Annotated in this window: 29 protein-coding genes and 1 tRNA gene; 24 read left to right on the top strand and 6 right to left on the bottom strand. The window is 59.9% G+C overall.

Annotated elements, in window-relative coordinates; genetic code table 11:
- Positions 1-56 precede the first annotated feature (56 nt).
- Genes ACP7A2_RS19215 through ACP7A2_RS19170 form a run of 10 tightly spaced genes read left to right on the top strand, consistent with a single transcriptional unit; the run spans position 57 to position 8,741 of the window.
- A complete protein-coding gene (locus tag ACP7A2_RS19215; RefSeq protein WP_426135473.1) occupies positions 57-1,016 on the top strand; it encodes a YbgA family protein in 960 nt (319 codons plus the stop codon).
- A 3-nt stretch (positions 1,017-1,019) separates the two neighbouring features.
- Positions 1,020-1,949: a MerR family transcriptional regulator gene (locus ACP7A2_RS19210; protein ID WP_426135472.1), complete on the top strand. Its 930-nt coding sequence runs from the start codon at positions 1,020-1,022 to the stop codon at positions 1,947-1,949.
- Positions 1,950-3,395 (top strand): deoxyribodipyrimidine photo-lyase, encoded by a 1,446-nt coding sequence (gene phrB / locus ACP7A2_RS19205; RefSeq protein ID WP_426135471.1) that lies wholly within the window; start codon positions 1,950-1,952, stop codon positions 3,393-3,395.
- Positions 3,388-3,810, top strand: coding sequence for a nuclear transport factor 2 family protein (locus tag ACP7A2_RS19200; RefSeq protein ID WP_348056744.1), 423 nt, complete (start codon positions 3,388-3,390; stop codon positions 3,808-3,810). Before phrB ends, ACP7A2_RS19200 begins: the two co-directional genes overlap by 8 nt.
- A complete protein-coding gene (locus tag ACP7A2_RS19195) occupies positions 3,807-4,589 on the top strand; it encodes an SDR family NAD(P)-dependent oxidoreductase (RefSeq protein WP_426135470.1) in 783 nt (260 codons plus the stop codon). Before ACP7A2_RS19200 ends, ACP7A2_RS19195 begins: the two co-directional genes overlap by 4 nt.
- A complete protein-coding gene (locus ACP7A2_RS19190) occupies positions 4,586-5,833 on the top strand; it encodes an NAD(P)/FAD-dependent oxidoreductase (protein WP_426135468.1) in 1,248 nt (415 codons plus the stop codon). The genes ACP7A2_RS19195 and ACP7A2_RS19190 overlap by 4 nt, the downstream gene beginning before the upstream one ends.
- Positions 5,830-6,639 (top strand): DUF1365 domain-containing protein, encoded by an 810-nt coding sequence (locus tag ACP7A2_RS19185; protein WP_426135467.1) that lies wholly within the window; start codon positions 5,830-5,832, stop codon positions 6,637-6,639. The genes ACP7A2_RS19190 and ACP7A2_RS19185 overlap by 4 nt, the downstream gene beginning before the upstream one ends.
- Positions 6,626-7,897, top strand: coding sequence for a class I SAM-dependent methyltransferase (locus ACP7A2_RS19180; protein WP_426135466.1), 1,272 nt, complete (start codon positions 6,626-6,628; stop codon positions 7,895-7,897). The genes ACP7A2_RS19185 and ACP7A2_RS19180 overlap by 14 nt, the downstream gene beginning before the upstream one ends.
- Positions 7,890-8,381: a DUF2878 domain-containing protein gene (locus ACP7A2_RS19175; protein ID WP_426135465.1), complete on the top strand. Its 492-nt coding sequence runs from the start codon at positions 7,890-7,892 to the stop codon at positions 8,379-8,381. Before ACP7A2_RS19180 ends, ACP7A2_RS19175 begins: the two co-directional genes overlap by 8 nt.
- A 54-nt stretch (positions 8,382-8,435) precedes the next feature.
- Entirely contained in the window at positions 8,436-8,741 is a 306-nt protein-coding gene (locus tag ACP7A2_RS19170) for a YkgJ family cysteine cluster protein (RefSeq protein ID WP_348056732.1), read from the top strand.
- A gap of 133 nt (positions 8,742-8,874) precedes the next feature.
- On the opposite strand, the gene ACP7A2_RS19165 is transcribed toward ACP7A2_RS19170, so the two are convergent.
- The 6 genes from ACP7A2_RS19165 to hemA form a co-directional block, all read right to left on the bottom strand.
- On the bottom strand, positions 8,875-9,393 hold the full coding sequence (locus tag ACP7A2_RS19165; RefSeq protein ID WP_426135464.1) for an acyloxyacyl hydrolase: 519 nt from the start codon (positions 9,391-9,393) through the stop codon (positions 8,875-8,877).
- A gap of 112 nt (positions 9,394-9,505) precedes the next feature.
- The gene (murI, locus tag ACP7A2_RS19160; protein ID WP_426135463.1) at positions 9,506-10,300 is read right to left on the bottom strand and encodes a glutamate racemase; all 795 of its coding nucleotides are present in this window, start codon (positions 10,298-10,300) and stop codon (positions 9,506-9,508) included.
- Positions 10,293-11,048 (bottom strand): molybdopterin-synthase adenylyltransferase MoeB, encoded by a 756-nt coding sequence (locus ACP7A2_RS19155; protein WP_426135462.1) that lies wholly within the window; start codon positions 11,046-11,048, stop codon positions 10,293-10,295. The genes murI and ACP7A2_RS19155 overlap by 8 nt, the downstream gene beginning before the upstream one ends.
- Positions 11,042-11,872 carry a peptide chain release factor N(5)-glutamine methyltransferase gene (gene prmC, locus ACP7A2_RS19150; protein ID WP_426135461.1) on the bottom strand — a complete coding sequence of 277 codons (831 nt, stop codon included), beginning with the start codon at positions 11,870-11,872 and terminating at the stop codon, positions 11,042-11,044. Before prmC ends, ACP7A2_RS19155 begins: the two co-directional genes overlap by 7 nt.
- Before the next feature lie 12 nt (positions 11,873-11,884).
- The gene (prfA, locus tag ACP7A2_RS19145; protein WP_426135460.1) at positions 11,885-12,967 is read right to left on the bottom strand and encodes a peptide chain release factor 1; all 1,083 of its coding nucleotides are present in this window, start codon (positions 12,965-12,967) and stop codon (positions 11,885-11,887) included.
- A complete protein-coding gene (gene hemA / locus ACP7A2_RS19140; RefSeq protein ID WP_426135459.1) occupies positions 12,964-14,253 on the bottom strand; it encodes a glutamyl-tRNA reductase in 1,290 nt (429 codons plus the stop codon). Before hemA ends, prfA begins: the two co-directional genes overlap by 4 nt.
- A 181-nt stretch (positions 14,254-14,434) precedes the next feature.
- On the opposite strand from hemA, the gene ACP7A2_RS19135 reads away from it, so the two are divergent.
- The 14 genes from ACP7A2_RS19135 to sctL all read left to right on the top strand — a co-directional run bounded on the left by ACP7A2_RS19135 (position 14,435) and on the right by sctL (position 25,307).
- A complete protein-coding gene (locus ACP7A2_RS19135) occupies positions 14,435-16,159 on the top strand; it encodes a tetratricopeptide repeat protein (RefSeq protein WP_426135458.1) in 1,725 nt (574 codons plus the stop codon).
- Between the two features lie 4 nt (positions 16,160-16,163).
- Positions 16,164-16,781, top strand: coding sequence for a lipoprotein insertase outer membrane protein LolB (lolB, locus tag ACP7A2_RS19130; RefSeq protein WP_426135457.1), 618 nt, complete (start codon positions 16,164-16,166; stop codon positions 16,779-16,781).
- Between the two features lie 49 nt (positions 16,782-16,830).
- Positions 16,831-17,634 carry a 4-(cytidine 5'-diphospho)-2-C-methyl-D-erythritol kinase gene (ispE, locus tag ACP7A2_RS19125; protein ID WP_426135485.1) on the top strand — a complete coding sequence of 268 codons (804 nt, stop codon included), beginning with the start codon at positions 16,831-16,833 and terminating at the stop codon, positions 17,632-17,634.
- 37 nt (positions 17,635-17,671) lie between these two features.
- Positions 17,672-17,746: transfer RNA gene (locus ACP7A2_RS19120), tRNA-Gln, on the top strand.
- A 46-nt stretch (positions 17,747-17,792) separates the two neighbouring features.
- The gene (locus ACP7A2_RS19115; RefSeq protein WP_003208392.1) at positions 17,793-18,734 is read left to right on the top strand and encodes a ribose-phosphate pyrophosphokinase; all 942 of its coding nucleotides are present in this window, start codon (positions 17,793-17,795) and stop codon (positions 18,732-18,734) included.
- 138 nt (positions 18,735-18,872) lie between these two features.
- Positions 18,873-19,481 carry a 50S ribosomal protein L25/general stress protein Ctc gene (locus ACP7A2_RS19110; RefSeq protein WP_426135456.1) on the top strand — a complete coding sequence of 203 codons (609 nt, stop codon included), beginning with the start codon at positions 18,873-18,875 and terminating at the stop codon, positions 19,479-19,481.
- A gap of 169 nt (positions 19,482-19,650) precedes the next feature.
- Positions 19,651-20,235, top strand: coding sequence for an aminoacyl-tRNA hydrolase (gene pth, locus ACP7A2_RS19105; protein ID WP_375066074.1), 585 nt, complete (start codon positions 19,651-19,653; stop codon positions 20,233-20,235).
- 21 nt (positions 20,236-20,256) lie between these two features.
- Positions 20,257-21,357 carry a redox-regulated ATPase YchF gene (gene ychF, locus ACP7A2_RS19100; protein WP_348058703.1) on the top strand — a complete coding sequence of 367 codons (1,101 nt, stop codon included), beginning with the start codon at positions 20,257-20,259 and terminating at the stop codon, positions 21,355-21,357.
- A 314-nt stretch (positions 21,358-21,671) separates the two neighbouring features.
- A complete protein-coding gene (locus ACP7A2_RS19095; protein WP_426135455.1) occupies positions 21,672-22,595 on the top strand; it encodes a sigma 54-interacting transcriptional regulator in 924 nt (307 codons plus the stop codon).
- A 181-nt stretch (positions 22,596-22,776) separates the two neighbouring features.
- A complete protein-coding gene (locus ACP7A2_RS19090; protein ID WP_426135454.1) occupies positions 22,777-22,962 on the top strand; it encodes a type III secretion effector protein in 186 nt (61 codons plus the stop codon).
- Between the two features lie 62 nt (positions 22,963-23,024).
- Positions 23,025-23,381, top strand: coding sequence for a hypothetical protein (locus ACP7A2_RS19085; RefSeq protein WP_426135453.1), 357 nt, complete (start codon positions 23,025-23,027; stop codon positions 23,379-23,381).
- Between the two features lie 6 nt (positions 23,382-23,387).
- Entirely contained in the window at positions 23,388-24,170 is a 783-nt protein-coding gene (gene sctJ / locus ACP7A2_RS19080) for a type III secretion system inner membrane ring lipoprotein SctJ (RefSeq protein WP_426135452.1), read from the top strand.
- Complete coding sequence (locus ACP7A2_RS19075; RefSeq protein WP_375066067.1) at positions 24,163-24,702, top strand: type III secretion protein; 540 nt, start codon at positions 24,163-24,165, stop codon at positions 24,700-24,702. The genes sctJ and ACP7A2_RS19075 overlap by 8 nt, the downstream gene beginning before the upstream one ends.
- A gap of 14 nt (positions 24,703-24,716) precedes the next feature.
- Complete coding sequence (gene sctL, locus ACP7A2_RS19070; protein WP_426135451.1) at positions 24,717-25,307, top strand: type III secretion system stator protein SctL; 591 nt, start codon at positions 24,717-24,719, stop codon at positions 25,305-25,307.
- The last annotated feature ends 60 nt before the right edge of the window (positions 25,308-25,367 follow it).

Genomic DNA, 25,367 nt, shown 5'->3' with positions numbered 1-25,367 from the left:
GAGATTTAGTTGTACAGGCCTTAAGGCTTGTACAGGAATCTTGCAGAGGTTCAGCCATGTCCAGCACCGTTAAACCAAAGATCGCCATCAGCGCCTGCCTGCTGGGCGAAAATGTGCGCTTCAACGGCGGACATAAACAATCCTTGCTGTGCAGCCAAACCCTCGCCGACTATTTCGACTTCGTGCCGCTGTGCCCTGAAGTCGCCATCGGCTTGGGCATTCCTCGCGAACCGATTCGCCTGGTGGGCGACCCCGAGCGCCCGCAAGCGATTGGCACGGTTAACCGCGAGCTCAATGTCACCCAGCCGCTGGACGACTACGGCCAGCAAATGGCCGCGGAACACACCGACCTGTGCGGTTACATCTTCATGCAAAAATCGCCGTCGTGTGGCCTGGAGCGGGTCAAGGTGTACCGTGAAAACGGCACACCGGTGGACGGCGGTGGACGCGGCATCTATGCCCAGGCCTTTTGCGCGCGCCACCCCAACCTGCCGGTGGAAGAAGACGGCCGCCTGAACGACCCGGTGCTACGGGAAAACTTCCTGACCCGGGTTTTCGTGTATGCCAGCTGGCAACAGCTGCTGGCCGAAGGCCTGACCCGTCACCGCCTGCTGGCTTTTCACTCACGCTACAAATACCTGCTGATGGCCCACAGCCCGATGCACTACAAAAGCCTTGGCAAACTGCTGGGCACCATGGGCAAGGGCGTCAACCTGGATGAACTGGCCGCCGGCTATTTCAGCGAGTTGATGGCTGGCCTGAAAAAGTGCGCCACTCGCGGCACTCACAGCAATGTATTGCAACACATCAGCGGCTACCTCAAGCAAGCCATCAGCGCCGACGACAAGCAAGAAATGCAAACTGTCATCGGCCAGTACCGCCACGGCATTGTGCCGCTGGTGGTGCCACTTACGTTGCTTAAACATCATTTCCGCCAACACCCGGACCGTTACATCGCGCAACAGGCCTACCTGCAGCCGCACCCGGAAAATCTCAGCCTGCGAAATGCGATCTAACCCATGACAGCTGCCCTGATAGACGAACCCGGCGAAGACATCGCCCAAGCCCTGGAAGATGGCTGGTTGCCGATTCGCGAAGTGGCGCGCCTCACCGGCGTCAACGCGGTGACCCTGCGCGCCTGGGAACGTCGCTATGGCTTGATCGTGCCGCAGCGCACGGCCAAGGGCCACCGGCTGTTCAGCGCCGAGCACGTGCAACGCATTCATACCATCCTCACCTGGCTCAATCGCGGCGTGGCCGTCAGCCAGGTCAAAGGCTTGCTCGACTCGGCCCAGTCGAGCCCCGACACCGCCGAAAACGAATGGCAAGCCTTGCGCCAGCACTTGGTAATCGCCATCAGCGAACTGGCCGAGCGCCGCGTCGACGACGCCTTCAACCAGGCCATGGCGCTGTACCCGCCGCGCACCTTGTGCGAGCAACTGCTGCTGCCGCTGCTGCAAGAGCTGGAGCAACGCTGGCAGGGCCAGTTCGGCGCGCAGATGGAGCGGGTGTTTTTCCTCTCGTGGCTGCGCAGCAAGTTCGGCGCGCGTATTTATCACAACAATCGCCAACTGCAGGGCGCCCCACTGTTGCTGATCAACCATTCGGACCTGCCGCTGGAACCGCACCTGTGGCTCAGCGCGTGGCTGGCCAGCAGCGCCGATTGCCCGGTCGAAGTGTTCGACTGGCCCTTGCCCACCGGTGAGTTGGCGTTGGCGGTTGAACGCCTGCAACCGCGTGCCGTGTTGCTGTATTCGAGCAAGGCCCTGCAGTTGTCGGCCATCCCGAAATTTTTGAGCGGTGTCAGTTGCCCAACGTTGATTGCCGGACCAACGGTATGCATCCACCAGGCCGAGTTAGCCGTATTAACCCGTGACACCCCTGAATTGTTCGTGGCCGAAGACCCGTTATCGGCCCACCAGATACTGATCCAGCGTGGAATCGTTTAAATGCATTTGATCTGGCTGCGCACCGACTTGCGCCTACACGACAACACCGCCCTGGCTGCCGCCAGCCAGCGAGGCCCAATGGCGGCTGTCTACCTGATCACTCCCGAGCAATGGCTGGCCCATGATGACGCGCCGAGCAAAGTCGACTTCTGGCTTCGCAACCTGGAATGCCTGAGTAAAGCGCTCGGCAAGCTGAATATTCCCCTGCTGATCCGTACCGCGCCGACCTGGGACCAGGCGCCCGCCGTGCTCAGCACCCTGTGCCAGGAACTGTCGGTGGAGTCGGTGCACGTCAACGAGGAATACGGCATCCACGAAAGCCGTCGCGACGCAGCGGTGGCCAAAGCCCTGGAAGCCAACGGCGTGACCTTCCACAGCTACCTCGATCAATTGTTTTTTCAACCCGGCAGCGTACTGACAAAATCCGGCAACTACTTCCAGGTGTTCAGCCAGTTCCGCAAGGTCTGCTACGCCCGCCTGCACAGCGCACTGCCGCGCATCGTCGCCGCGCCCACAACCCAGGCGCCGACAGCACTCAAAAGCGACCCGATTCCAACCACCGTCAAAGGCTTCGAGCCGCCGACCGACACCCTGCGTGCGCTCTGGCCAGCCGGTGAAGACGAAGCCCGTCGTCGCCTCGACGTGTTTGCCGACCAGCAGATCAGCTACTACAAGGACGAGCGCGACTTCCCGGCCAAGCCCGGCACCAGCCAGCTGTCGGCCTACCTCGCCGCCGGTGTGGTGTCGCCGCGCCAATGCCTGCACGCCGCGCTGCAAACCAACGGCGGCGAGTTCGAAAGTGGCGACATGGGCGCCATCACTTGGGTCAACGAGCTGCTGTGGCGCGAGTTCTACAAACACATTCTGGTCGGCTATCCACGGGTCTCCCGCCACCGCGCATTCCGCCCCGAAACCGAAGCCGTGGCCTGGCGCCATGCGCCAAAAGACTTGGCAGCCTGGCAGGAAGCGCGCACGGGCTTGCCGATCATCGATGCGGCCATGCGCCAATTGCTCGAAACCGGCTGGATGCACAACCGCCTGCGCATGGTGGTGGCGATGTTCCTGACCAAGAACCTGCTGATCGACTGGCGCGAAGGCGAGCGCTTCTTCATGCGCCACCTGATCGACGGCGACCTGGCTGCCAACAACGGCGGCTGGCAGTGGAGTTCGTCCACCGGCACCGATTCGTCGCCTTACTTCCGGATTTTCAACCCGCTGAGCCAATCGGAAAAATTCGACAGTGAAGGCCTGTTTATCAAGCACTGGCTGCCGGAACTGGCCGGGCTGAACAAAAAGGAAGTGCACAACCCCGAGGCGGTCGGCGGCCTGTTCGGCGTGGCGGACTACCCGCGCGCTATTGTCGACCTGAAGAAATCCCGCGAGCGCGCACTGGCCGCGTTCCGCAGCCTGCCGTCACGTGAAGCCGCGGGAGGCATCCATGAGTGACTTCCTGCCCCGGTTCGCCCAGGCCTTTTCCACGCTGGACAAGCACAACCTGCACCTGCTCGACAGCTTGTACAGCAAGGACATCGCTTTTGCCGACCCGCTGCACGAAGTGCACGGCCTGCCCGCGATGCACCGCTACTTCAGCGAGCTGTACAGCAATGTCAGCCAGCTGCGCTTTGACTTCCACGGCTTCGATCAGGTAGCTGAAGGTGAGGGCTACCTGCGCTGGAAAATGAGTTTTTGCCACCCGCGCCTGGCTAACGGCAAGGTGATCCGCGTAGAAGGGTGTTCGCACCTGATGTGGCGCGACAAGGTCTACCGTCATCGTGACTATTTTGATGCCGGCGCACTGCTCTACGAACACTTGCCGGTACTTGGCCGGGTTATCAGCTGGCTGAAAAGGAGAATGGGATGAGCCTTACACCGCCCCGTCGTTATTGGTTGACCGGCGCCAGCAGTGGCATCGGTGCATCACTGGCCGTGGAGTTGCTCAACAGCGGCGCCCACGTCGCGCTCAGTTCGCGCAGCAAAGGCCCGCTGGAAGCCCTCGCCCAGCGTTATCCGGGGCAAGTGCTGGTAGTGGCCGGCGACCTGACAAACAGTCAGACCGTGCGCGAAATCGGCGAGCATATCGGCGTGGTCTGGGGATCGCTGGATACCGTGATCCTCAACGCCGGCACCTGCGAATACGTCGACGCCAAGCAGTTTGACTCATCGATCGTCGAACACGTGGTGCGCACCAATTTGTTGGCCAGCAGTTACTGCATTGAAGCCGCGCTGCCGCTGCTGCGGGCCGGGCACACGCCTCATCTGGTCGGCGTGGCCAGCGCCGTGACTTACCTGCCGATGCCCCGCGCCGAAGCGTATGGCGCGTCCAAGGCCGGGCTGCGTTACCTGTTTGAATCCCTGCGCATCAGCCTGTCGCCGGAGAACATCGACGTCACGGTGATCAGCCCGGGCTTTGTCGACACGCCGCTGACCGAGCGCAATGACTTCCCGATGCCTTTGAGCTGGTCGGCCGATAAAGCCGCGCGGCATATCTTCGCCAAGCTGGGCAAACGCCCGCTGGAAATCGCCTTCCCGGCCCTGTTTATCGCCACCTTGTGGCCACTGTCGAAACTGCCCAGCCGTGTGCAGTTGATCATCGGCAAACGCATGCTGCGCAGCCCGCCCCCGCATAAGGACAACCTGTGAAGATCGCCATTATCGGCAGCGGCATCGCCGGGCTGACGAGTGCCTATCTGCTCAGCCGTCGCCACGACATCACCGTGTTCGAGGCGGGCGACCGCATCGGCGGGCACACCCACACGGTCGACGTGGCGGTCGAGGGCAAACGCTATGCAGTGGACACCGGTTTTATTGTGTTCAACGACTGGACCTACCCCAATTTCATTCGCCTGCTGGGGCAGATCGGCGTGACCTTCAAACCCACCGAGATGAGCTTTTCGGTGTGTGATCAAAACGAGGGGTTCGAATACAACGGCAATAACCTCAACAGCCTGTTTGCCCAGCGCCGCAATATTCTGTCGCCGGGGTTCTGGGGCATGTTGCGCGATATCTTGCGCTTCAACCGCCAGGCGCCGCTGGACCTGCAGGAGCAGCGCATCAGTGCCGACATGACCCTGGGGGATTACCTCGAGGCAGGCGGTTACGGCCCGCGCTTTATCCGGCATTACATTGTGCCAATGGGCGCCGCGATCTGGTCGATGTCACTGCAGGACATGCTCGGTTTTCCGTTGCAGTTCTTTGTACGCTTCTTCAAGAACCACGGCTTGCTGTCGGTGAATAATCGGCCGCAGTGGTGCGTGATCGAGGGCGGCTCGAGCAGCTACATCGAACCGCTGACCCGCAGTTTTCGCGATCAGGTCCGGCTCAATTGCCCGGTGCATCTGGTGGAGCGCGATGCCGAGGGCGTGGTGATTCACAGCGCCGCCGGCACCGAAGCGTTCGACAAGGTGGTCTTTGCCTGTCACAGCGACCAGGCGCTGGCCTTGCTCGGCGACCCGAGCGTCGCCGAGCAACAGATCCTCGGCGCCCTGCCCTACGCCGACAACGACGTGGTGCTGCACACCGACACCCGCCTGCTGCCCGACCGCAAACTGGCCTGGGCCAGCTGGAACTACCGGCTCACCGGCAACGCCCAGACCCAGGCTGCCGTCACCTACGACATGAACATCCTGCAAGGCATCGACAGCGCCACCACCTTTTGCGTCAGCCTTAATCAAACGCCGATGATCAACCCGCTGAAAATCCTCGCGCGCTTCACCTACGCGCACCCGCAATACAGCCTTGCGGCGGTAGCGGCGCAAAACCGTTGGGAAGAATTGCACGGCACGCGCAACACCTTTTATTGCGGCGCCTACTGGGCCAGCGGGTTTCACGAAGACGGCGTGGTCAGTGCACTGCGCGTGGCCCAAGCCTTTGGGGAAACCCTGTGAACAGCGCCCTGTACAGCGGCTGGATTGCCCATCGCCGGTTCTCGCCCAAGGCTCACGCCTTTCGCTACCGCATCGGCCTGCTGTACCTGGATTTAAGCGAACAAGACCAAGTGCTTGGGCTTTCGCCCCTGGCCGGCGCGGGCCGCATGGCGCCCTTCGGTTTTCGCCAGCAGGATTACCTGCGTGAGTTCACCCGCCACGGCATGAGCTTGACCGATGCCGTGCGCCAGGAAGTCGGCAAGGCACTGGGGCGTACACCCCAGGGCGTTATCTGCCTACTGACCCAGGCCCGCAGCTGGGGCCTGGCTTTTAATCCGGTGAGTTTCTTCTACTGTTTCGAGGCCGACGGCAGTCTGGCGGCGATCCTGTGCGAAGTGACCAACACCCCGTGGCGCGAGCGCTATCACTACGTGCTGCCGGCCCTGGCCCTCGGCGCGCAGGAGCATCAGCATTTTGCCGTGGCCAAGGCCTTCCACGTGTCGCCGTTTTTGCCGCGCGACCTGGAATACCGCATGAGCTTCAGCCCGCCCGCCGCCAAACTCGGCGTACACATGGCCGATTGGCAAGGCGCGCACAAAATCTTCGACGCCACCTTGAGCCTGGAGCGCGAAGCGTTGAACCGCGCCAGCCTGCACCGCTATTTGTGGCGCTTCCCCTGGATGACCGCCAAAACCTGCCTCGCGATTTACTGGCAGGCAATGCGCCTGTTGCTCAAACGCACACCGATTTTTTCCCACCAGGCCGCCGATGGCGCCTCTCGCACCGCAGTCGGGTATACCAAGGATCGCCGCCATGAAAACCCCTAACTTATCGGTCAAGGCCAACCGCCTGAACGTCAACGGCATGACCACCGCGCTGCTGCGCAAAGCTGTGCTGCGTCAACTCAGCCAATTGCGCCATGGTCAGTTGGTGGTGATCGAAGACGGTGAACGCCAGGTATTCGGTGCCCGGGAAGCGCACCTGCTGGGGGAAATCCAGATCCTCGATTCAGCGGTGTGGGGCTTGGTGGCGGCCAACGGCTCCATCGGCGCGGGCGAAGCGTTTATTCACGGTTATTGGACCAGCCCGGACTTGACTGCCGTGGTGCGCGTGATGGTCAGCAACCTGGACGTCCTCGACGCAATGGAAGGTGGCCTGGCACGCCTGGCACGCCCGTTTACCCAGGGCCTGCACTGGCTTAACCGCAACACGCGCAAAGGCTCGCAGAAAAACATCGCCGCCCACTACGACTTGGGCAACGACCTGTTCGAGGAATTTCTCGACCCGACCATGATGTATTCGGCGGCGCAATTTCTAACGCCGGACGACACCCTGGAACAGGCGCAACTGAACAAGCTGGAACGCATCTGCCAGAAGCTCGCACTCAAACCCACCGACCACCTGCTGGAAATCGGCACCGGCTGGGGCAGCATGGCGCTGTACGCAGCGCAGCAATACGGCTGCAAGGTCACCACCACAACGTTATCCAAAGAGCAGTTCGCCTATACCGAAAAGCGCATCGCGGCTTTGGGCCTGCAAGGCCAGGTCACGCTGCTGTTGCAGGACTACCGAGACCTTACCGGTGAATACGACAAGCTGGTGTCGATCGAGATGATCGAAGCGGTGGGCCATCGGTTCTTGCCGACCTACTTCAAACAATGCGCACAGCTGCTCAAGCGCGACGGCCTGATGCTGCTGCAAGCCATCACGATTCGCGACCAGCGCTTCGAACAGGCCAAGAACAGCGTCGATTTTATCCAGCGCTACATCTTCCCCGGCGGCGCACTGCCCTGCGTGCAGAACATGCTGCAGATCGTCAGCCGCGACACCGACATGAACCTGCTGCACATGGAAGACTTCGGCCTGCACTACGCGAAAACCCTGCGCCTGTGGCATGAGAACTTCCGCCGCGCCCATGGCCGTCTCGCTGAGCTGGGCTACGATGAGTACTTCCTGCGCCTGTGGGAATTCTATTTGTGCTACTGCGAAGGGGGCTTCATGGAGCGAACCATTGGTACCGCGCAGTTGCTGCTGGCAAAGCCTGCGGCGATCAACCCGCCACTGCTTGGGCGCTTCAATGCTTAAACCGCTGGCCAACGCCGTACTGTTTCAGTGCGGTTGGTTCGCCTGCGTGCTCGGCGGTGATAGCCTCTGGTTGCTGGTGGGCATTGCGGTGCTGGCCATCCACCTGCTGTGGATAAGTTCATGGTCGGCGGAGGGCCAAGTGATCCTCGCCGTGACCCTGCTGGGCACAGTGGTCGACACGTTGTTGCGCACGTTTGGCGTGTTTCATTTCAGCTTTGCGGGGCCGCTGATTCCGTTTTGGCTGGTGCTGCTGTGGGCGATACTCGCAACCACGCTGCGCCACTGCCTGGGCTGGAGCGCACAACCGTGGTGGCGAGCCAGCCTGTTGGGCGCGGTGGGCGGGCCGCTGTCTTACTACGCGGGCAGCCAACTGGCCGGGGTCAGTTTTGGTTACGGCACAGCGCCCACGATGGTCGGCCTCGCGCTGTTGTGGGCCGTGCTGTTTCCGGTGCTGCACTGGATCGCTCGGCAACTGGAGCACTGACGCCCGTCAGAGCAATTACACGCGCCGCACGCGCTTGCCTTACACTGCGCGCCTATGACAAACATCCCCCTCACTCCGATTCCCGAACCCACCGTGACGTGCTCCACGTGCGCGGCCTGTTGCTGCCAGCTGGAAGTGATGCTGATCACCGACACGGGCGTGCCGGAGCGCTATATCGATACCGACGATTGGGGCGGCGAAGTGATGCTGCGCCTGGATGACGGCTGGTGCGCGGCGTTGGACAGGGACACGATGATGTGCACGATTTACGAGCGACGGCCGTTGATTTGCCGGGAGTTCGAGATGGGCGCGCCGGAGTGTTTGACCGAGCGTGAAGGGATCGCGACGGCCTACCGCTGATTCCCACTCTGGCAACAACCCCTGTGGGAGCGGGCTTGCCTGCGATCGCATCACCTCGGTGTAACGTATAGACCGAGGTGCTTGTATCGCAGGCAAGCCAGCTCCCACATTGGTTTTGTACAGGGCTTTAGATTTACAGCGGCATTGTGTAATGCAGCGCGTAGCTCTCTACCCCATCGTTGTTACTGCTGATGCCTGCGTTGGAATAGTGCGTCGCACGAATACCGACTTCATGCCCACCAGCAAAACGCAGACCAAAGCCAAACCGGTCTTCGAACTGAAAAGCCTGGCCAATGTTGTTGTCTTCGACCTGCGTGCGCGAGAACACCGCCACGCCGATCCCCGCCTCGATGTACGGCTTGACCTTCCCGCCGGCAAACTCATACACAAACACAGGCGAGAACGACAGGCTGCTGACGCTTGCGCGCTGGTCACCGTCCCAAAAAGTGTAGGCGCCGCTCCAGTAGCCAGTCAGTCGACCGACATTGCTTTGCATCCAGCTTTTATCCCAGTCCGAGGTCAGCCCCAGACGATAGGTCATGGTCGAATTGCTGGTGCTCCCCACACCCAGTTCCAAGCCAGCCGCCTGGGCCGAAATAGAGTGTCCCACTACAACGGCTGCAATCGCAGCCAAACAGAACAAGCGCGTCATATGAAACAATCCCTTGAAAACGAAGTTTTATGGTTTATGCAGGCTAACTCGCTATAGAAGCTGGCGCATAGACGGAAGTTCCAACGGATAACGCCGGTTTTTCACGTTTTTTTCACACGGCAAAGCTTCGCACAATGCCCGGGTATTTCCACAGTGTGGGTAGGATATTTCTGAGGTGGTCGGGATCGCCGCTGGTCCAGAACTGTGCGGGCGCGGGATCGGCAGTCGCCAGGAGGTCGCGCTCGCCCAGTAAACGCTTGAGCTGACGCGCCACGGCGGCGCCGGTGTCGATCAGGATGATGCTTGGGGGAAGCATCTGCGCCAGCAGCGGCTTGAGGAAGGGGTAATGGGTGCAGCCCAGGATAATGGTGTCGCAACCGGCACTGAGCAGCGGTTCGACGTAACCCTGCAACATCTGGCGCAACGCGGGGCTGCGCAGGTCGCCGGTTTCGATCAACTCCACCAGGCCGGGGCACGGCTGGGTGATGACGCGCACATCGGTGGCAAAGCGGTCGAGCAAGGCGGCGAACTTGGCGCTTTGCAGGGTGCCGGTGGTAGCCAGTACGCCGACCACGCCACTGCGGGTGGCGGCTGCAGCAGGTTTGACGGCGGGCTCCATGCCCACCAACGGCCAGTCGGGATAGTCCAGGCGCAAATCCGCGACGGCAGCGACGGTTGCGGTGTTGCAGGCAATCACAAAAGCCTTGGCGCCACGCTCGCGGAAAAACTCGGCGACCAACCGCGAGCGCTGAAGAATGAAAGCCGGGGTTTTCTCGCCGTAGGGGATATGCCCGCCGTCGGCCACGTACAACAGGGATTCATGGGGCAGTAACTGTTGGATTTCATCCAGCACCGACAAGCCGCCGACGCCGGAGTCGAACACACCGATGGGCGCATCCTTAACCATGCTGCGTCCCGCACACGCTGCAACCTGGGTCGCGCTTGACGCGCAGCTCGCGAAAACGGGTGGTCAGGGCATCGATCAGCAACAGCCGGCCCACCAGCGGTTCGCCAAAACCCGCCAGCAGCTTCAAGGCTTCCAGGGCTTGCAGGCTGCCGACCAGGCCCACCAGGGGGCCGACCACGCCGGCTTCGCTGCAGGTGAGTTCGGTGTCGCTGCCGTGCCCGTATAAACAGCGATAACACGGGCTGTCGGCGCGGCGCGGGTCGAACACCGACAACTGGCCTTCAAGGCGAATGGCAGCGCCACTGATCAATGGCTTGCCGGCGGCCACACACGCGGCGTTGACGGCTTCGCGGGTGGCAAAGTTGTCGCTGCAATCAAGCACCACGTCCACCGCCGCCACGGCTGCCGCGAGTGCGTCGGCATCCAGTGCGCTGCGATGGGCAACCAGGGTGATTTCAGGGTTGATCGCGGTCAGGCGGCGCAGGGCCGAATCGACCTTGGTCTGCCCGACGCTATCGGTGTCATGGATGATCTGGCGTTGCAGGTTGGTCAGGTCAACGGTGTCGAAGTCAGCCACGTGCAACTCGCCCACACCGGCGGCGGCCAAATAGAGTGCGACTGGCGCGCCCAGGCCACCGAGGCCGATGATCAGCGCGCGGCTGTGTTTAAGGCGCAACTGGCCGTCGATGTCGACATGCTGCAACAGAATCTGTCGGCTATAGCGCAACAGCTCCCTGTCGGTCAGCACGGGTGGCGTCCCAGCGTAATGCGTTCGTGACCACCCAGGTCGATGCGGCTGTGGACGTCTTCAAAGCCCTGCGCCGATAACAAATCACGCACCGCCGCCGCCTGGTCGTAACCGTGCTCGAGCAGCAACCAGCCACCGGCATTCAAATGGGCCGGGCTTTGCGCAGTGATCACGCGCAGGTCGTCCAAACCATCGTGGCCCGCCACCAGCGCGCTCGCCGGTTCAAAACGCACATCACCGGCAACCAGGTGCGGATCGTTGTCGGCGATGTACGGCGGGTTGCTGATGATCAGGTCGAAGGTTTGGCCTTTCAGGGCACTGAACCAGTGGCTGTTCAGCACCGTGGCGTTTTTCAGGTGCAGGCGTTGGCGATTGCGTTCGGCCAACGCCACCGCTTCCATCACGCGGTCGACGGCCGTTACTTGCCAGGCCGGGCGCTCGCTGGCGAGGGCCAAGGCGATTGCGCCGCTGCCAGTGCCCAGGTCGAGGACGTGAGTCGAGGTGGCCGGCAACAATTCCAGCGCGGCTTCCACCAGCAACTCGGTGTCCGGGCGTGGAATCAGTGTGTGCGGCGCGACCTCCAGGTCCAGCTTCCAGAAGCCTTGCTGGCCGAGGATATAGGCCACCGGTTCACCGCTGCGGCGGCGCTGCAAGTAGCCAGCAAACGTCAGCGCATGTTCGCTGCTGACGATTTTTTCCGGCCAGGTGTGCAAGTAGCTGCGCGGTTTGCCCAAGGCAGCGGCGAGCAACAATTCCAAGTCCAGACGCGCGGTAGGCGAGTCCGGCAGGTCGGCGGCGCGCAACAGGCTGGCGATAATGGTCATTTATTCACCTGTTTATTCACCAATCGCCGCGAGTTGATCGGCCTGGTATTCGGCGAGCAAGGGCTCGATCACCGCATCCACGCCGCCGGCGAGAATCTCGTCGAGAGAATAAAGGGTGAGGTTGACCCGGTGGTCGGTGACCCGGCCCTGGGCGAAGTTGTACGTGCGAATGCGCTCGGAGCGGTCGCCCGAACCCACCAGCAATTTACGTTCGCTGGCGATCGCGTTGGCGGCGGCGCTGGTCTGCTGGTCATTGAGCTTGGCCGACAGCCAGGACATGGCCCGCGCACGGTTCTTGTGCTGGGAGCGTTCTTCCTGGCACTCCACCACGATGCCGGACGGCAAGTGGGTGATACGAATCGCCGAATCGGTCTTGTTAACGTGCTGGCCACCGGCGCCCGATGAGCGGTAGGTGTCGACACGCAAGTCCGCCGGGTTGATCTCGATGGCTTCCTGCTCGTCCGGCTCGGGCAACACGGCCACAGTGCACGCGGACGTGTGGATACGGCCCTGGGATTCGGTCGCCGGAACCCGCTGCACGCGGTGCGCGCCAGACTCGAACTTGAGCTTGCCGTAGACGTTGTCGCCTTCCACCCGCGCGATGACTTCTTTATAGCCGCCGTGCTCGCCTTCGTTTTCGGAAAGAATTTCGACGCGCCAGCCGCGACGCTCGGCGTAGCGCGAATACATGCGGAACAGGTCGCCGGAGAAAATCGCGGCCTCGTCGCCACCGGTGCCGGCGCGAATTTCGAGGAACACGTTGCGCCCGTCGTTAGGGTCTTTGGGCAGCAACATGCGCTGCAGGTCGCCTTCCAGCTCTATCAGCTTTTCCTTGGCCTCACGGACTTCTTCCACGGCCATTTCGCGCATGTCCGGGTCGCTGTCCTTGAGCAGCGCCTGGGCGCCTTCGAGGTCGGCCTGGGTTTTGAGCCACTGGCTGTAGGTGGTCACAATCGGCTCAACTTCCGCGTACTCCTTGGAATAGGTGCGGAACTTGGTTTGATCGGAGATGACTTCGCCATCGCCGAGCAAGGCGGTCAGTTCTTCGAAACGGTCCTGGAGCACGTCCAGTTTATTGAGCAGTGACGCTTTCATTGCGGTTTTTTATCCGAAGAGCTTTCTGACGCCCCCTCACCGAGGGCAAAGAGTTCCTGGGCCATGGCCAGCGCATCGAGGCGGCCTTCGGCAGTCAACTTTTTAAGCTGCACGCTGGGTGCATGGAGCAATTTGTTGGTCAGGCCACGGGCCAGTTGCATCAACACCTCTTCTGCGCTGCTGCCATTGGCCAGCAACCGCTGGGCCTTCAGCAATTCCTCGTCACGCAGGCGTTCGCCCTGCTGACGATAGGCCTTGAGCACGTCCACCGCGGCCAATTCACGCAGGCGCACCATAAAATCTTCGGCGCCGGTGCTGACCATTTCCTCGGCGGCCTGGGCGGCGCCCTGGCGACTCTTGAGGTTTTCGGCGACCACTTCGTGCAGATCGTCGACGCTATAGAGGTAAACGTCGTCCAACTCGCCGACTTCTGGCTCGATATCGCGGGGAACGGCGATGTCCACCATGAAGATCGGCTTATGCTTGCGCAACTTCAGGGCGCTTTCCACCGCGCCCTTGCCGAGGATCGGCAACTGGCTCGCGGTGGAACTGATCACGATATCGCTGCGCACCAGCTCCGCCGGGATGTCCGACAGCAGCACGGCATGGGCGCCGAACTGCTCGGCAAGGATGCTCGCGCGTTCCAGCGTGCGGTTGGCAACCACGATACGCTTCACGCCGAGGTCATGCAGGTGACGGGCGACGAGGGTGATGGTTTCACCGGCACCGATCAGCAAGGCCTGGCTGCGCTGCAAGTCACTGAAAATCTGTTTGGCCAGGCTGACGGCTGCAAACGCTACGGACACCGGGTTTTCACCGATGGCGGTGTCGGTACGCACTTGCTTGGCGGAGTTGAACGTGGCCTGGAACAGCCGGCCCAGCAGCGGCCCGACGGTGCCGGCCTCGCGAGCCACGGCGTAGGCGGATTTCATCTGGCCAAGAATCTGCGGTTCACCCAACACCAGCGAATCAAGGCCTGAGGCGACGCGCATCATGTGACGAACTGCCGCATCCTCTTCGTGCACATAAGCGCACGAACGCAGCTCGTCGAGGCTCAAATGGTGGAAATCGGCCAGCCAGCGCAGTACCACATCCGCTGAAAGATGTTCCTGCTCTATATAAAGCTCACTGCGATTGCAGGTCGAAAGGATCGCAGCTTCGCGGCTGTCGGTGATCCGGCAGAGCTGCTGCAAGGCCTCAACCAACTGCTCTGGCGTAAACGCCACGCGCTCGCGCACGTCGACGGAGGCAGTCTTGTGGTTAATACCGAGTGCAAGGAAGGCCATTCAATATCGCTGATGATGTCGGGAAGCCGACAATTGTCCTACTTCGAATGATTCAGAACAACCACCGTAGGCTATTGTCCTAATACCTTGTGCCTATAAGGCATCCACTGAGACTCGGTTATGTTTGGCCGAAGGCTTGTGTCATGATGATCCGACCGCAGGTTAGTCGTCCTCTTCCTATATGAATAGATCTTCCGCGTTGCTCCTCGCTTTTGTCTTCCTCAGCGGCTGCCAGGCCATGGCCCCCGTGTCGCCGGACGGTACGCCGCCGGTAGAAGACAGCACCCCCGCCCCTGAAAAGCCCAAGGTTTATTCCTCGTTCAGTGAAGAAACGGTCTACAGCCTGCTGACTGCCGAATTGGCCGGCCAGCGCAATCGTTTCGACATTGCCCTGGATAACTACGTGACCCAGGCCATCAACACCCAGGATCCGGGCATTTCGGAGCGGGCGTTTCGCATCGCCGAGTATTTGGGCGCCGACCAGGCTGCCCTGGATACGTCGCTGATCTGGGCGAAAAACGCGCCGGACGATCTTGAAGCGCAACGCGCCGCTGCTGTTCAACTGGCACGCGCCGGGCGCTATGACGATTCCATGGTCTACATGGAGAAAGTCTTGCAGGGCAAGGGCGACACGCATTTCGATTTCCTTGCGCTGTCGGCCGCCGACACCGACCAGGACACGCGCAACGGGTTGATGAAGAGCTTCGACCGCCTGCTGCAAAAACACCCGAAGAACAGCCAACTGATTTTCGGCAAGGCTTTGCTGTTGCAACAGGACGACGAAGCCGACGCCGCGCTGAAACTGCTGGAGCAGAACCCGCCGGAAGACGGCGAGATCGCGCCGATTTTGCTGCGCGCACGCTTGCTGCAGAACCTCAATCGCGGCAAGGAAGCGATTCCACTGCTGGAAAAAAGCATCAAGAAGTACCCGGAAGACAAGCGCCTGCGCCTGACGTACGCGCGCATGCTGGTGGAGCAGGACCGCATGGCGGACGCCAAGGTGCAGTTCGCCAACCTGGTCCAGCAATACCCGGACGACGACGAATTGCGTTACTCCCTGGCGCTGGTGTGCCTGGAAGCCAAAGCCTGGGACGAGGCCAAGGGTTACCTGGAAGAGCTGATCCAGCGTGAAAGCCATGTGGACTCGGCGCACTTGAACCTTGGCCGTATCGCCGAGGAGCGCAACGACCCGCAAGGCGCCTTGCTCGAATACGCCAAGGTCGGCCCCGGCAATGATTACCTGCCGGCGCAGTTGCGCCAGGCGGACATCCTGATGAGCAACGGTCGCACCGACGAGGCGGAAAAACGCCTGGCTGCGGCGCGCGACGCCGAACCGGACTATGCGATCCAGCTTTACCTGATCCAGGCGGAAACCCTGTCGGCGAACAAACAGGGCGACCGCGCCTGGAAGGTACTGCAACAGGCCTTGCTGCAATACCCTGACGATTTGAACCTGTTGTACACCCGCGCGATGCAGGCGGAAAAACGCAATGACCTGGCGCAGATGGAAAAAGACCTGCGCCTGATCATCAAGCGCGACCCGGACAACGCCATGGCGCTGAACGCTTTGGGTTACACCCTGTCTGACCGCACGACGCGTTACGCCGAAGCCAAGGTACTGATCGAGCAAGCCCACAAGTTGAACCCGGAAGACCCGGCCGTCCTCGACAGCCTGGGCTGGGTGAATTACCGCCTGGGCAACCTGGACGAAGCCGAACGCTTGCTGCGCCAGGCGCTGGAGCGCTTTCCCGATCAGGAAGTCGCTGCACACCTGGGCGAAGTGCTCTGGGCCAATGGCAAGCAGCGTGAAGCACGACAAATCTGGGAAAAATTCCTCAAGGAACAACCCGACAGCCCAATCCTGCGCGGCACCATCAAGCGCCTGACCGGATCCGAGACCCCTTAAGCTTATGTTTTTGCGCCATGTAATCGTATTTGGTTTTATCGCCCTGCTCGCCGGTTGCGCGGGCACCGGCAGCCGTGAATCCGTTGAAGGCCAGGGCAACCCGGCGCAATGGAAGCAGCACAAAGATCAGCTCAGCAGCATTGATGGCTGGCAGATCGAGGGCAAGGTCGGGGTTCGCGCGCCGAAAGACTCCGGCAGTGGCACCTTGTTTTGGCTGCAACGCCAGGACTATTACGACATTCGCCTGTCCGGTCCACTGGGCCGCGGCGCAGCTCGCCTGACCGGTCGCCCGGGCCAGGTGAGCCTTGAAGTCGCCAATCAGGGCCGCTATGAAGCAGCCTCGCCGGAAGAGCTGCTGGAACAGCAAATGGGCTGGAAGCTGCCGGTTTCGCACCTGGTCTGGTGGGTACGCGGCTTGCCCGCGCCGGACAGCAAAAGTCGTCTAAGCCTCAACGGTGACAGCCGCCTGGCCACCCTGGAACAGGATGGCTGGCAGGTCGAATACCTGAGCTACGTGCAGCAAGGCAGTTACTGGCTGCCCGAGCGCATCAAGCTGCACGGCACCGACCTGGACGTCACGCTGGTGATCAAGGACTGGCAACCGCGCAAGCTGGGGCAATAACGTGACCGTTACCACCCTGACCCTGCCCTCCCCGGCCAAACTCAATTTGATGCTGCATATTCTGGGTCGCCGTGAAGACGGCTACCACGAGTTGCAGACGCTGTTTCAATTTCTCGACTACGGCGATGAACTGACCTTCACCCTACGCGGCGATGGCGTGATCAAGCTGCACACCGAATTTGAAGGCGTGCCCCACGACAGCAACCTGATTGTGAAGGCGGCAAAAAAACTTCAGGCGCAATCCGGTTGCTCGCTCGGCATCGATATCTGGATCGATAAAATCCTGCCCATGGGCGGCGGCATCGGTGGCGGCAGTTCAAATGCCGCGACCACGCTGCTCGGCCTGAACCACTTGTGGCAGCTGAGCTGGGACCTTGATCGCCTGGCTGCGCTGGGCCTGACGCTGGGCGCCGACGTGCCGGTTTTCGTGCGTGGGCACGCGGCTTTTGCCGAGGGCGTGGGGGAGAAACTCAGCCCCGAATACCCCGAAGAGCCGTGGTATGTCGTGCTTGTTCCGCAAGTATCTGTAAGTACAGCAGAAATTTTTTCAGATCCACTGTTGACACGTAACACTCCTCCCATTAAAGTGCGCCCCGTTCCCAAGGGAAACAGTCGAAATGACTGCTTATCGGTTGTAGCAAGGCGTTATCCAGAAGTACGTAACGCTTTGAATTTGTTAGGTAAATTTACCGAAGCAAAATTAACCGGAACTGGAAGTTGTGTGTTTGGGGGCTTCCCAAGCAAAGCTGAAGCTGATAAAGTCTCGGCCCTTCTTACAGAGACCCTTACAGGGTTTGTAGCAAAGGGAAGCAACGTTTCGATGTTGCATCGCAAGCTGCAAAGTCTGCTCTAAAAGGAATCGAGTGTTAGGCACTCGTTGCATCAAATACAGGGGCGTCGCCAAGCGGTAAGGCAGCAGGTTTTGATCCTGCCATGCGTTGGTTCGAATCCAGCCGCCCCTGCCATTTTCTAATACTCATCCAGGTTACCCTCAGCCTCTAGGTACTGCGCGTGTCCAAGATGATGGTCTTTACGGGGAACGCTAACCCCGATCTGGCTCGACGTGTCGTACGTCAGCTGCATATCCCTCTCGGTGACATCTCTGTCGGTAAATTCTCCGACGGCGAAATTACAGCAGAGATCAATGAAAACGTCCGCGGTAAAGATGTCTTCATTATTCAGCCGACTTGCGCTCCGACCAACGATAACCTGATGGAACTCGTCGTGATGGCTGATGCCTTCCGCCGCTCCTCAGCGACTCGAATCACAGCTGTAATCCCCTACTTTGGTTATGCCCGTCAGGATCGCCGTCCGCGTTCCGCACGTGTGGCTATCAGCGCGAAAGTCGTTGCCGATATGCTGACCGTGGTAGGTATCGACCGTGTTCTCACGGTTGACCTGCACGCTGACCAAATCCAGGGTTTCTTCGATATTCCAGTAGATAACATCTACGGCTCCCCGGTATTGGTGGACGACATCGAAGACCAGCGCTTTGAAAACCTGATGATCGTGTCCCCGGACATTGGTGGCGTCGTGCGTGCACGGGCTGTTGCCAAATCCCTGGGCGTTGATCTCGGGATCATCGACAAACGCCGTGAAAAAGCCAATCACTCTGAAGTGATGCATATCATCGGTGATGTCGAAGGGCGTACCTGTATTCTGGTTGATGACATGGTCGACACCGCCGGCACCCTGTGCCACGCGGCCAAAGCCTTGAAAGAGCACGGTGCAGCAAAAGTCTTCGCCTACTGCACACACCCTGTGCTGTCGGGCCGAGCGATCGAGAACATCGAGAATTCCATGCTGGACGAACTGGTGGTGACCAACACCATCCCGTTGTCCGCAGCAGCTCAAGCCTGTTCGCGTATCCGTCAACTGGATATCGCACCGGTAGTTGCCGAAGCGGTTCGCCGCATCAGCAACGAAGAATCGATCAGCGCGATGTTCCGTTAAGGGTCAAACCTTCGGTACACCTCACTGACGAAAAGCGCCCCGCCCCAGCATTTTGCCGGGGCGGGGCTTTTTTGCCCATATCGCCTTTAGCGCTGGTCGCAAACGCTAGGGCGAATGTGGTTATTTTGGAGATACAACATGAACGATTTTACTCTGAATGCTGAAGCGCGTTCCGACCTGGGGAAAGGTGCGAGCCGCCGCCTGCGTCGTCTCGCAAGCCTGGTTCCAGCTGTAGTTTACGGTGGCGAAAAAGCCCCTGAATCCATCAGCATGCTGGCCAAAGAAATCGCCAAACTGCTCGAAAACGACGCGGCCTACAGCCACATCATCGAGTTGAACGTCGGTGGCAAAAAGCAGAACGTCATCATCAAGGCTCTGCAGCGCCACCCAGCTAAAGGCCACGTGCTGCACGCTGACTTCATCCGCGTAGTAGCCGGTCAGAAACTGACCGCTATCGTGCCTGTACACTTCATCGGTGAAGAAGCACCGGTCAAGAAAGGTGGCGTTGTTTCCCACACTACCACTGAGCTGGAAGTGAGCTGCCTGCCGAAAGATCTGCCTGAGTTCATCGAAGTCGACCTGTCGGCCGCTGAAATCGGCACCATCATTCACTTGTCCGACCTCAAAGCCCCTAAAGGCGTTGAGTTCGTTGCTCTGGCTCACGATAAGGACCTGGCTGTTGCCAACGTCCACGCTCCACGTGTAGCCGAAGAAGCTGACGAAGCTGAAGAACCCGCTGCAGAGTAATTTCTCTCTGTAACGTCGGAGCTTGAGGAAACATCGCGGACCGAAACGTAGCGAGAAAGCGGGCGATAACGCGAAGTTTATCTCTGGATAAGTTAGCTTCTGTCGTCCACTTTCGCCGCAACCAGGTTGCGGCGATGTTATCCACAACTCCAAAGGAAGGGCCCCTGTCGTGACTGCCATTAAACTGATCGTTGGCCTGGGAAATCCAGGCGCCGAATACGAACAGACCCGGCATAACGCGGGGGCCCTTTTTGTTGAGCGCATCGCCCACGCGCAAGGTGTGAACCTTGTGGCCGATCGCAAGTATTTTGGCCTGACCGGGCGCTTCTCGCACCAGGGTCAGGATGTTCGTCTGCTGATTCCCACCACCTACATGAACCGCAGCGGCCAGTCTGTCGCGGCGCTTGCGGGGTTCTTCCGGATAAAACCCGAAGAAATCCTGGTGGCCCATGACGAACTGGACCTGCCACCCGGCGTTGCCAAGCTTAAGCAAGGCGGCGGGCATGGCGGCCACAATGGCCTGCGCGACATCATCGCGCAGCTGGGTAATCAGAATACGTTTTACCGTCTGCGGCTCGGCATTGGCCACCCAGGCGTTGCCAGTATGGTTTCAAATTTCGTCCTGGGTCGTGCGCCACGCGCCGAACAGGAAAAACTCGATGCCAGCATCGACTTTGCCCTCGGCGTGCTGCCGGATATCTTCGCCGGTGAATGGAACCGCGCGATGAAAAACCTGCACAGCCAGAAGGCCTGACTCTTACCGAGGGGAAACACCATGGGATTCAATTGCGGCATCGTCGGCCTGCCCAACGTCGGCAAATCCACCCTGTTCAACGCCCTGACCAAGTCCGGTATTGCGGCGGAGAACTTCCCCTTCTGCACCATCGAACCGAACACCGGTATCGTGCCGATGCCCGATACACGCCTGGACGCCCTGGCGGCCATCGTGAATCCAAAGCGCATCCTGCCGACCACCATGGAGTTCGTCGACATCGCAGGCCTGGTCGCCGGCGCCTCGAAAGGTGAAGGCCTGGGCAACAAGTTCCTCGCCAACATCCGTGAGACCGATGCAATCGCTCACGTGGTCCGCTGCTTCGAAGACGAAAACGTGATTCACGTCTCCAACAGCGTCGACCCGAAACGCGACATCGAGATCATCGACCTGGAACTGATCTTCGCCGACCTCGACAGCTGCGAGAAGCAACTGCAAAAGGTCACGCGTAACGCCAAGGGCGGCGACAAGGACGCCGTCGTTCAGAAAGCCTTGCTGGAGCAGTTGATCGCTCACTTCACCCTGGGCAAGCCGGCACGCAGCCTGATGAAGAGCATGAGCGTCGACGAAAAGGCGGTGATCAAGGGCTTCCACCTGCTGACCACCAAGCCGGTGATGTACATCGCCAACGTGGCTGAAGACGGTTTCGAAAACAACCCGCTGCTCGACGTGGTCATGGCCATTGCCGAAGAAGAAGGCGCAATCGTTGTTCCGGTGTGCAACAAGATCGAGGCAGAAATTGCCGAGCTCGAAGACGGCGAAGAGAAAGACATGTTCCTTGAGGCCCTGGGCCTGGAAGAGCCTGGCCTGAACCGTGTGATCCGCGCCGGTTACGAGATGCTGCACTTGCAGACCTACTTCACCGCCGGTGTCGAAGAAGTCCGTGCCTGGACCGTCAAGGTCGGCGCCACCGCGCCACAGGCCGCCGGTGTGATCCACACTGACTTCGAAAAAGGCTTCATCCGCGCCGAAGTGATCGCCTACAACGACTTCATCCAGTACAAGGGTGAAGCCGGTACCAAGGAAGCCGGTAAATGGCGCCTGGAAGGCAAGGAATATATCGTCAAGGATGGCGACGTGATGCACTTCCGTTTCAACGTGTAAGCGTTAACCGCGGTCATCACCGCACACCAAAAAAGCCGATGCATTGCATCGGCTTTTTTGTGGGCGCGCGTTAAGCACTGGCGCGGCGACACGTTAGCACTTCCTGTATTCCAACCGACTTTAAGTTTAATCCTACGAATAAAAACAGCAACTTCCGACCCTGACTATTGAATAACTTCACGCTTACACTCTTGCAAACTAATCGCCTATAAATAAGATGCAATCTTGCAATAAGACAGTGACAACTTGAATAAAGTACGCTCTACTGCGCCCCCTCTTTGAACACTGCCCCACTCATAGTGAAGTGATAGAACATGTCGGCCGCCTACCCAAAGGAAAATGAATTAGACGCCCCGTTCATTGAAGCCGCTGATATTGAGAACACACTCAATACGACCGCCACACTCAACGTTGACATCCTGTTACTGGGTGAGACGGGCACCGGCAAAGATACATTGGCGAAACGTATTCATCATTTGTCGGGCCGACGCGGAAACTTCGTCGCCGTTAACTGCGCAGCCATTCCCGAAAGCCTGGCGGAGGGCCAACTCTTCGGCGTCAACAGCGGCGCTTACACAGGGGCCGTGCAGTCACGCGCGGGCTTTATCGAAGCTGCGCACTTGGGCACGCTGTACCTCGACGAAGTCGACAGCATGCCTCTGTCACTGCAAGCCAAGCTGCTGCGGGCGCTGGAGGCGCGCGGGGTTGAACGCCTGGGCTCAACCCGTTTCATCCCGGTGGACATGCGCGTCATCGCCTCCGCCCAGCAGTCGCTGCATGACATGGTGGAGCAAGGCACCTTTCGTCGCGACCTGTATTTCCGCCTGAATGTGGTCAACATCAAGCTTTCCCCCCTGCGTGAAAAACAGGAGCGCATTGTGCCGCTGTTCCTGGACATGGTTCGCCAGGAAGCCGAGTACTTCAAATGCCCGCCTCCACTGGCCTCCAACGCACTGCTTCAACAGTTGTTATGCCACCCCTGGCTGGGCAATGTACGAGAGTTGCGCTCCACCGCGAAACGCTTTGTCTTGGGGCTGACACCGCTGTCAGTACCACCGCTGCCAACTCAAGACTTACAACCCAACTTCAAGGACCGCTTACAGCAAATAGAGAAAATGCTGATTGAAGAGTCTTTGCGTCGTCATGCACATAACGTCGATGGCGTTGCCGGGGAACTGCGTATCGCCAAGCGCACGCTGTACTATCGAATGAAACAATTAGACATCTCATTGAGTTAATACCTGCTGCCGCCGCAACACCCACTACATGAACCTAGTTTCTACTGAGAAACATCTGGAACGTTTTAACGGCTGAGTGCCACACAGTCTGGGACCCCGGTGCTTTGAGCGACTGAATGACGCTCAAAAGACAACGGCGTTAAACACTCATCTTTTGTGCGTTAACAATGGAGTTTCCAACATGCTCGATTCAACCAACCCTCTTGCCTCATTCTATCAAACTCTTAACTCGTCCATCGGCAACGGCGGCGGCAAAAACGAGGACTTGGAGCAGGAGCGTGATGCCATGCAACGTAAGTCCTTCCAGCGTAGCAACAAGGTGTACGAAAACAACGAAGCAAAAAAGAACGCTGAAGCAGTGCGCTGACCCGCAAACCTCTCCTGCCTGACGGCAGGAGAGGCTTCCTTGAACATTAGCGAAGGCTCTTTATGCGCATAGAACGCAACCTCACGTCGGGTAACGACGCACTGCACACACCCTTTAAGACTCAAGAGTCAAACCTGCAACGGGACGATGCCAGTTTCTTCAGTGCCCAGATGGAAAGCTCGGCGCGGCCCGTGACGGCATCGTCGCCTTCCAACCTGCTGACTGACGTCTCCAATCAGTTGATCAAGTCGACCACCGGCATGAGCAAAGGCCTGCGCGCCTACAGTACCGGTAACAAGGAAAAGGACAGCGCCAACTACGCCGCCAACCTTTCCGATTCCATGTTGCTCACCACCGTGTTGACCAAGAGCGTCGGTAAAACGGCCCAATTCCTCGAAAAAATCAGCAACCTGCAGTAGGTAAAAATGATCCGTCTTCTGGCTCCGGGTTTCATGTTATCGCTGGTACTCCTGCTGAGCGGCTGCGGTGAAAGTGTTGAATTGCACCGTCAGCTGTCCGAACAGGAGGCCAACGAGGTCGTCGCGGAACTGGCGGACAAGCACATTCGCGCACAAAAGGTCCCCGCCAAAGAGGGCGTGACAGTGCGCGTGAGTGCCTCCGACATCAGCCGCGCCGTACGCACGCTGGAAGCTGCCGGGCTGCCCAAGGTGGCGCGCATCACCATGGGCCAGACCTTTCGCAAGGAAGGCGTCATCTCCACCCCGCTGGAAGAGCGCGCCCGTTACATCTACGCCTTGTCACAGGAGCTGGAAGCCACCCTGTCGAACATTGACGGCGTGATCGTCGCGCGTGTCCACGTGGTGCTGCCGGAACGTGTCGCGCCCGGCGAACCGGTGCAGCCGGCGTCCGCCTCGGTGTTTATCAAGCATGACCCACGGCTTGAACCCGACAATATCCGCGCGCGTGTACGCCGCATGGTCGCCAGCAGTATCCCCGGCATGTCCACCGCCGTGGATAACGCGCAAAAACTGACGGTGGTTTTTGTACCGGCAACCGTCTACACAGAGCAGCAACGGCTGAGTTATTTCGGGCCGTTCCTGATTCCGGAAAAGGACCTTGCGTTCTGGCAAGCCTGTGTCGCACTTTCACTGATCGCCACCGGGCTGGCGGTGGGCGGCGGGTTGTTCTGGCGCAGCCGCAGGCGTGCACAGGCATCATCTGTCGACGCTCAGCCTGCGAATGAGTGAACAACTGGCGTGGGCTCAGTGGTGGGCCATCCCATGGCAGCACTCGCATGCGGACTGGCAGGTGCTCGATCAACAAAGCGTGGACGCGCTGAGCCGCGCCGGGCACATGCGCATCAGCCGGCTGCTGGGCATCGCACCTTGCCTGCCGCCCTCACCGCATTCCACCGTGCTGCGCCTGGCACTCGCCTCCACAGAGCAGCTCAACCACATGCTCGCGCTGCTGGGTAACACCTGCCACCGCCCCATCGACGGAACCGTCAGCGAGCCCCAGCACCTATGGTGCCTGCGTATTTCCAAAGCCTTGAAACCCGAGACGCTGCTGCTGCCCGACGACGACCCCCTGCAACTGCTGCGTGCCTGGCTCACGCCAGCCATCTGGCAGCGGCTTCGGTTGCGTTTTTCACGCCCACGGGTGCTGAAGCTGGAAGAAACACACGCCTCTCTCGAAGACGCACACAGTCGACTCGACACGCTCTGGCAGGCCATCGTCTGGCGAGTGACGACCACGAGCGGCGACGATTTCCTACCCTGATAGAGCTGCCCCCGATGCTATGCCGACGCAAGATTGACTTACACAGTGGCTCTACAGGCCAGGCAACCGTCTTGATTACCCAAGAGATGCTCAAGGAGAGCGCGCAAGCCAGCCAACTGCTGGAGCGTGCGCACGCCAAGGCTGATCAGTTGCTGAGCGAGGCGGCGGCACAGTGCGAGGTGCTGCTTGAGCACGCGAACCAGGCATTCTGGCAACAGGCCAACGCGCAGCTTGAACAGTGGGCACATCAGCGCCAAATGATGTGCGACAACCTGGAGCGATACGCCACCTCGATTGCCGACCAGGCTCTGTGCTGCCTGCTTGAAGACATCCCGCCGACGCAACGCCTCACCGCCCTGATCAAACGCCTGATGGCCGCGCAGCTGCCGACCGTCAGCGCAACGCTCCTTTGCCATCCTTCCGAGCTTGCCAGCCTGGAGCAATGCCTCGCCCTGCTGGACATCACACTCTGGGTGCTACGCGCCGACGACGCGGTTAAACCTCAGTCGCTGGTACTGGAAACAACCGAAGGCGACTTCCGTATTGACTGGGCTTCGATGCGCAAAATCCTGCTGGTGCGCGAGGACCCGTTTTCAGCGACGTAACCCGCTTGCAAATGTTTAACCCGGCTGACTCACGATGGAACTGGTGGCGATTGACACGCC

Origin of the sequence: Pseudomonas sp. PWP3-1b2 (genome assembly GCF_049896045.1) — a bacterium.
GTDB classification, from domain to species: Bacteria; Pseudomonadota; Gammaproteobacteria; order Pseudomonadales; family Pseudomonadaceae; genus Aquipseudomonas; species Aquipseudomonas antarctica_B.
Note: the sequence above shows the minus strand (reverse complement) of the source record. Positions and strands in the feature narration are given on the sequence as shown.